Source organism: Streptomyces albidochromogenes (genome assembly GCF_005981925.1).
Lineage (GTDB): Bacteria > Actinomycetota > Actinomycetes > Streptomycetales > Streptomycetaceae > Streptomyces > Streptomyces albidochromogenes.
On the sequence record NZ_VBVX01000332.1, the window covers coordinates 1 to 6,757 of the forward strand.

The 6,757-nt window shown below is 71.6% G+C and carries 3 protein-coding genes and 1 pseudogene; 1 reads left to right on the forward strand and 3 read right to left on the reverse strand.

What is annotated here, in order from left to right; translation table 11 throughout:
- Positions 1–795 precede the first annotated feature (795 nt).
- The 3 genes from E2E34_RS29105 to leuS all read right to left on the reverse strand — a co-directional run bounded on the left by E2E34_RS29105 (position 796) and on the right by leuS (position 5,521).
- On the reverse strand, positions 796–1,641 hold the full coding sequence (locus E2E34_RS29105; RefSeq protein WP_138904870.1) for a DegV family protein: 846 nt from the start codon (positions 1,639–1,641) through the stop codon (positions 796–798).
- Positions 1,642–1,740: 99 nt separating this feature from the next.
- A complete protein-coding gene (locus tag E2E34_RS29110; protein WP_138904871.1) occupies positions 1,741–2,508 on the reverse strand; it encodes a hypothetical protein in 768 nt (255 codons plus the stop codon).
- 148 nt (positions 2,509–2,656) lie between these two features.
- A complete protein-coding gene (leuS, locus tag E2E34_RS29115) occupies positions 2,657–5,521 on the reverse strand; it encodes a leucine--tRNA ligase (protein WP_138904872.1) in 2,865 nt (954 codons plus the stop codon).
- A gap of 426 nt (positions 5,522–5,947) precedes the next feature.
- On the opposite strand from leuS, the pseudogene E2E34_RS29120 reads away from it, so the two are divergent.
- Positions 5,948–6,757 (forward strand): annotated as a pseudogene (locus E2E34_RS29120) (hypothetical protein); the annotation flags it as partial.

Consider the following 6,757-nt stretch of genomic DNA (forward strand, 5'->3'; position numbering starts at 1 on the left):
GAGTCACCGCCCACACCCGCCGCCCCGGGTACGAGCGCCGGACGCCCCGCAGCCACCCCCGCACGCACCTGCGCCGCGCCCGCCGACGCGCCCGGCTCGGCACGAGCGGGAACCGGAGGGCGGACCGAGGGAGTCGGGTCCGCACTCGCGGGAACCGGCGAAGTCGCACGGGGTCCCGAGGAAGCGGGGCTCGAGCCCCGCACACGCGGAACCGTGCCGGAAGCCCGACCGCGAACCGCACCCGCACCCGCACCCACACCCACGGAAGCGGAACGGGAGGCGGAACCCGCGCCCCGGACCCGCGCAGCGGCAGCCCGGCCCGATCCCGTACCGGGGCCGCGAGCCGAACCCGGCAAGGACGGCGGAGCTGCCGTACGAGCGCCCGTCCGCGCGAACGGAATCCGCCCGGAAGCAACCGGCGCGGAAGGAACCGGCGCAGCGGGCACCAGCGCGGAAGCCACCGTCCCGTCGGCCGCCGGTGGGCGTCCGCGCGGTGGCGACTCGAAGAGTGCCTCCGCGCGGCGGCGCAGCGCCGCCGAAGCGGGGGCCTCGTGAACGCGGCGGCGCAGGTGCCGCCCGCCCCGGCCGTGCCGGGGGCCGCCGTCGGGAGCCCGGCCGTCGGAGGCCGGGGCGCGTCCCGGGCCACTGGTCGCGGAATGTGAGCGTGAGCGTGATCGAAGAGCCATGCCACGAGACGCTAGGCACATCCGCCCAGCCCCGCTGATCATGGTCAATTCCAGTGGAAAACTGACCGGTTGTGGATATCTCCACCACCCGGAAGGCGGCTGTCCGCCCTCAGTGGGGCGCGACCACGACCGCCAGCAGCCCGGGCCCCGTATGTGCTCCGATCACCGCACCCACTTCGCTGACGTGCAGCTCCGCCAGGCCGGTGACCCGGGTCCGCAGGCGCTCCGCCAGCCGGTCGGCCCGGTCGGGGGCCGCCAGGTGATGCACCGCGATGTCGACGCGGCGCGTGCCCGCCCGCTCGGCCACGAGCTCCTCAAGCCGCGCGATCGCCTTGCCGGCCGTGCGTACCTTCTCCAACATCTCGATGCGCCCGCCGTCCAGCTCCAGCAGCGGCTTCACGGCGAGCGCCGAACCCAGCAGCGCCTGCGCCGCCCCGATGCGACCGCCCCGGCGCAGGTAGTCCAGCGTGTCGACGTAGAAGTACGCCGACATACCGGCCGCGCGCTTCTCCGCCGCGGCCACCGCCTCGTCGGCCGTGCCGCCCGCGTCGGCGGCCTCCGCCGCCGACAGGGCGCAGAAGCCGAGGGCCATCGCGACCATGCCGGTGTCCACGACCCGCACCGGCACCGGAGCGTCCCGCGCCGCGAGCACGGCCGCGTCGTAGGTGCCGGAGAACTCGGAGGACAGGTGCAGCGACACGATGCCGCTCGCGCCGGCTTCCGCCGCCGCGCGGTAGGCCGCGGCGAACACCTCGGGGCTCGGCCTCGACGTCGTCACGGACCGGCGTTTCTGCAGGGCCAGTGCCAGGGAGCGGGCGGAGATCTCCGTACCCTCTTCGAGGGCCTGATCACCGATGACGACGGTCAGCGGCACCGCGGTGATGCCGTGCCGCTCCATCGTCTGCTGCGGCAGGTAGGCCGTTGAATCGGTGACGATCGCGACATGGCGGGACATGAGCGGGAGGTTACCCGGCGGGGGCGCCCAGCGGCAGTCCGGCCCCGCCCAATGATCCGCCCGGGTCACGCTTCGCTCCCCCGGCGGTCCACGACGGGTTTAGACGGTGCCCTCCGGGCGGGCCGTCTTCTGCCACGGGTACGTGGGCTGCCACTGCGGGTCACGCGCCGTGATCGCCTCCGGCCCGGAGGCCGCCCGGCGTGCCGCGTCGCCCTCCGCCGTCCCCGCCCGGTCCCCCGCGGGGCTGCCGGCCCCGGCCGGCCGGTGCGCCGCGTCCGAGCCGTCCGCCGCCGACCGGGACGCGTCGGCATCGGGCCCCGTGGCCCAGTGCCGCAGCGCTCCCGACTCCACCTCGATCTGCGCGCTCAGCGACGCCAGGTCGTCGTCGGCGAACCGCTGCGCCCGGTCGCGCGCCGCCCAGCGCAGGGAGTCGGCCGCGTGCGTCACCCGTTCGGTGCGCTCGCGCAGGTCGGGCAGCCGCTCTGCGACCCTGGCCCTGTCCGGCTCGCGCTCCAGCCGCTTCAGTTCGTCGTCCAGTTCGCGCCCGTGGGCGCTCAGCCGTTCGAACAGGGCCACGGACTCCGACAGCGAGGCGTCCTCTGCGACGCCCGCGTTCAGGGCTTCCTGGGTGGCCCGCATCGACGTACGCAGCGAGAGCCTCAGCTGGGCCAGCTCCCCCGCGACGCCGACCTGTCCGAAGCTCTTCGCCCGCAGGGTGGTGTCCTCGACGGAGCGCCTGGCCTGCGTGAGGGTGCGATCCACGCCGCGCTTGGCCGCTCCGACCGCCTTCACGCTCACGTACACCCCCGTCGCCACGAACGCCACGCAGAGCAGCGCCAGGATGAGGATCAGGGTGACGGCTTCCATGAGCGCCCCTCCAGGTTGTCGGTCCACTCGGCTCGCGTGGTCTCTCCACCGTAAACGGAACGGGCAGGCCGAGGGTTCCATCGGAACCCCCAACCTGCCCGTAGGGGAAAGGCCCTAGTAGCCCTGCCGCGCGATCATGCCGGAAAGATCATGCCGGAACGATGTTGACCAGCTTCGGCGCCCGCACGATCACCTTGCGGATCCCGGCGCCGCCCAGCGCCGCGACCACGGCCGGGTCGGCCAGCGCCAGCTTCTCCAGTTCCTCGTCACCGATCGACGGGGAGATCTCCAGACGCGCCCTGACCTTGCCCTTGACCTGCACCACGCACGTCACGGTCTCGTCCACGACGTACGCCGGGTCGGCGACCGGGAAGTCCTGGTACACCACGGAATCCGTGTGCCCCAGCTTGCGCCACAGCTCCTCGGCGATGTGCGGCGCCAGCGGCGCGATCAGCAGCACCAGCCGCTCGGCGACCGACCGCGACAGCGGGCCGCCGGCCTTCGTCAGGTGGTTGTTCAGCTCGGTGACCTTGGCGATGGCCGTGTTGAAGCGCATCCCCGCCATGTCCTGCCCGGCGCCGTCGATCGCCTTGTGCAGGGCACGCAGCGTGTCCTCGTCCGGCTCCGTGTCGACGACCGTGGCCTCGCCCGTCGCCTCGTCGACGATGTTGCGCCACAGCCGCTGCAGCAGCCGGTACTGGCCGACCACCGCGCGCGTGTCCCACGGCCGCGACACGTCCAGCGGACCCATCGCCATCTCGTACAGACGCAGCGTGTCCGCGCCGTACTCGGCGGAGATCTCGTCCGGAGTGACGGCGTTCTTCAGGGACTTGCCCATCTTGCCCAGGACGCGGCTGACCTTCTCGCCCTGGTACCAGAACGCGCCGTCGCGCTCCTCGACCTCGGCCGCCGGCACCGCGATGCCGCGCGCGTCGCGGTAGACGAACGCCTGGATCATGCCCTGGTTGTACAGCTTGTGGAACGGCTCGGACGACGAGACGTGCCCCAGGTCGAACAGCACCTTCGACCAGAACCGCGCGTACAGCAGGTGCAGTACGGCGTGCTCGGCGCCGCCGACGTACAGGTCGACGCCGCCGTGCGGCATGCCCTCGCGCGGCCCCATCCAGTACTGCTCGATCGCGGGGTCGACCAGCTTCTCGCCGTTGTGCGGGTCCAGGTAGCGCAGCTCGTACCAGCAGGAACCCGCCCAGTTGGGCATGGTGTTGGTCTCGCGGCGGTACTTCTTCGGGCCGTCGCCCAGGTCCAGGGTGACGTTCACCCAGTCCTCGTTGCGCGACAGCGGCGTCTCCGGCACGGTGTTCGCGTCGTCCGGGTCGAAGGTGCGCGGCGAGTAGTCCTCGACTTCGGGCAGCTCCAGCGGCAGCATCGACTCGGGCAGCGGGTGGGCGATGCCGTCCTCGTCGTAGACGATCGGGAAGGGCTCGCCCCAGTACCGCTGGCGGCTGAACAGCCAGTCGCGCAGCCGGTAGTTGACGGTGCCCTCGCCGATGCCGCGCGCGGCCAGCCATGCGGTGATCTTCGCCTTGGCCTCGACGACACCCAGGCCGTCCAGCGAGATGTCCTCACCGGAGGAGTTCACGATCTTCGCGTCGTACGAGGCGAACGCGTCGTCCCACTCCGCCGGGTCCGTGCCCCGCCCGTCGGACGGCTCGACGACGCAGCGCATGGGCAGCTCGAAGGCGCGCGCGAAGGCGAAGTCGCGGGAGTCGTGCGCCGGTACGGCCATGATCGCGCCGGTGCCGTAACCCATCAACACGTAGTCCGCGATGAAGACGGGCACCTGCTCGCCGCTGACGGGGTTGACCGCGAACGCGCCGGTGAAGACACCGGTCTTGTCCTTCGCCTCGGCCTGCCGCTCCACGTCGGACTTCGAGGCGGCCTGGGCTCGGTACGCCGCGACGGCGTCGGCCGGGGTGGCGTGACCGCCGGTCCACACGTCGTGCGTGCCCTCGGGCCAGGCGGCCGGGACGATCTTCTCGACCAGGTCGTGCTCGGGCGCCAGCACCATGTACGTCGCCCCGAAGAGGGTGTCCTGACGGGTGGTGAAGACGGTGATCGCGTCGTCGCCGACCGCGAAATCGACCCGCGCGCCCTCGCTGCGCCCGATCCAGTTGCGCTGCTGCAGCTTGATCGCCTCGGGCCAGTCCAGGCCGTCCAGGTCGTTCAGCAGGCGGTCGGAGTAGGCGGTGATGCGCATGTTCCACTGGCGCAGCTTGGCCTTGAAGACGGGGAAGTTGCCGCGCTCGGACCGGCCGTCGGCGGTCACTTCCTCGTTGGCCAGTACGGTGCCCAGGCCCGGGGCCCAGTTCACGGGCGCGTCGGAGGCGTACGCCAGGCGGTACTGGCCCAGCACGTCGGCGCGCTCGGCGGCGCTCAGCTCACTCCAGGGGCGCCCGTCCGGCGTCGCACGCTCCCCACTCTCGAACTGCGCCACCAGCTCCGCGATCGGCCGGGCGCGGTCCGCCTCCTTGTCGTACCAGGAGTTGAAGATCTGCAGGAAGATCCACTGGGTCCACTTGTAGTAGTCCGGGTCGATCGTCGCGACGGAGCGGCGCCTGTCGTGGCCCAGGCCCAGCCGACGCAGCTGCTGCTTCATGTTGTCCATGGCGGCCTCGGTCGACACCCGGGGGTGCGTGCCGGTGGCGACCGCGTGCTGCTCGGCGGGCAGGCCGAAGGCGTCGAAGCCCAGGGTGTGCAGGACGTTGTGGCCGGTCATGCGCTGGTGACGGGCGTACACGTCGGTGGCGATGTAACCGAGCGGGTGTCCGACGTGCAGACCCGCGCCCGAGGGATACGGGAACATGTCCATGATGAACTTCTTGGGCCGGGCGGCCAGCTCCGCGTCGCCCGCCAGGTCGCCGCTGGGGTTGGGCGCCTCGTACGTGCCCTGCGCGTCCCAGAAGTCCTGCCAGCGTGCCTCGATGTCAGCGGCCATCGCGGCCGTGTAGCGGTGCGGCGCTGCCACCTCGGCAGCAGAATTCGTCTCGCTCATGATCCTCAAAGCTCCATCGATCGTCTCTGCCAGCGGCTGCGACATTCAGGCTGTGACGTTCAGCGAATGAACTGTGACGTTCAGCCAATGAAAAATCCCCTCGCACAGGAGGGGACGCCGCGCCGATTCCGACCGGATCTCTCATCCGTCGGGACTGATCAGCGCGGCTCGCTAAGCAGAAGGCGTACGGCACGCATGGCGTCAGGGTACCGCAGCGCCCGACAGGGCCGCATCGAGTATCCGTCCTACGGACCGATCCCCCCTTGCCAAAGGGGTTACTCCGCGTATCGGCCTTATCCGGGGCACCGACCGGACAAGTTTTCGCGCTTCCTGAACGCTAAACCTCGAAAGCTCGTACTGCCTGGTATGGAGCGACCTAGCATGCGGCAACGGGACCACTTTGCCGAACCATTCGGAGTCGCCCCCATGAACCCTCATCGAAAAATTTCGACCTCCCTGGCTTTCCCCTCATTGAGCCGCCCCGCACAAGGAGTCCTCACAGTCGTCGCGTTGCTCCTCATACCGCTGTTCGCCGTCCTCGGCAGCGACAGCCTGCGCGCCGCGCTCGACTTCACCACCGGCGTGCTGTCCCTGGTCTCGCTCACCGCCGCCGTCGCCTGGGGCCTGATCGCGCGGGACCGGCTGCTGCTGCGGCCGCGCCACCGGCTCCTCGCCCAGGGCGTCCACCGCGCCACGGCGGTCGCCTCCATCGGCTTCCTGCTGCTGCACGTGACGGTCAAGGTCTCGCTGGGCCATGTCGCGCTCCTGGGCGCCCTCGTCCCCTTCGGCCTGGGAGTCAGCGGTACGTCCGGCCTCATCGGATTCGGCTCGCTGGCCGGCATCCTGATGGTCGTCGCGGCCTCGACCGGCGCCCTGCGCAGCGCGTTCGCCACCCCGGGACGGGTCGCGGGCCGCTGGCGGTCGCTGCACATGGTGGCCTACCCGGCGTGGGCCTCCGCCCTCATCCACGGCCTGTTCACGGGCCGGCCCGCCGCCGGGTGGGTTGTCACCATGTACTCCCTGGCCCTGGCGGCGGTGATCGGCGCCCTCTCGCTGCGCCTGCTGCCCCCGCCGCTCAAGCGGACCATCACCGACCGGGTGTTGGCTCTGGTCACCTCCCGCTCGCTGGCCCCGGCGTCCGAGGCGGCTCCCCGCGACCCCTCGCTCTCCCCGTTGCCGGGCGGCGGTTTCGGGCCTCCGCAGGAGCCGCCGCGGCGGCAGCCGGAGCCGCTGTTC

What these genes read in the sequence shown, in the direction of transcription:
- leuS (WP_138904872.1), bottom strand. Translation starts at nt 5,521, where the DNA reads ATGAGCGAGACGAATTCTGCTGCCGAGGTGGCAGCGCCGCACCGCTAC.
- E2E34_RS29110 (WP_138904871.1), bottom strand. Translation starts at nt 2,508, where the DNA reads ATGGAAGCCGTCACCCTGATCCTCATCCTGGCGCTGCTCTGCGTGGCG.
- E2E34_RS29105 (WP_138904870.1), bottom strand. Translation starts at nt 1,641, where the DNA reads ATGTCCCGCCATGTCGCGATCGTCACCGATTCAACGGCCTACCTGCCG.